This is a genomic window from Paraburkholderia sp. SIMBA_054 (assembly GCF_046534875.1).
Taxonomy (GTDB): domain Bacteria; phylum Pseudomonadota; class Gammaproteobacteria; order Burkholderiales; family Burkholderiaceae; genus Paraburkholderia; species Paraburkholderia hospita.
Genome location: NZ_JAWRXV010001825.1, coordinates 1 through 231 on the forward strand (window position 1 = coordinate 1; position 231 = coordinate 231).

The 231-nt window shown below is 57.1% G+C and carries 1 protein-coding gene; it reads left to right on the forward strand.

Annotation, left to right across the window (positions count from 1 at the left end; all coding sequences use genetic code 11):
• Window positions 1–21 precede the first annotated feature (21 nt).
• Window positions 22–231: contractile injection system protein, VgrG/Pvc8 family (locus SB822_RS61350; protein ID WP_410859700.1), on the forward strand; the 210-nt coding region annotated here is incomplete at its 3' end.

Genomic DNA, 231 nt, shown 5'->3' on the forward strand with positions numbered 1-231 from the left:
GCATGGAAGGGAAGTGTCTTGGTGCCAGGCCGTCACAGCGGTACTGATCGCGTTGGGCGCAGTTACAACTGTATTGTCGATGTCGCCTCCCAGAAAGACTCCATTGAACTCAAGTCGCTCATCGCGAAACCGGTGACGCTGTGGACGCAACAGACAGACCTGTCATATCTGCATCGTCACGGGTACGTTCACACTGCGCGGCACTTGGGCTCGGACGGCAGCGTTCAGCTT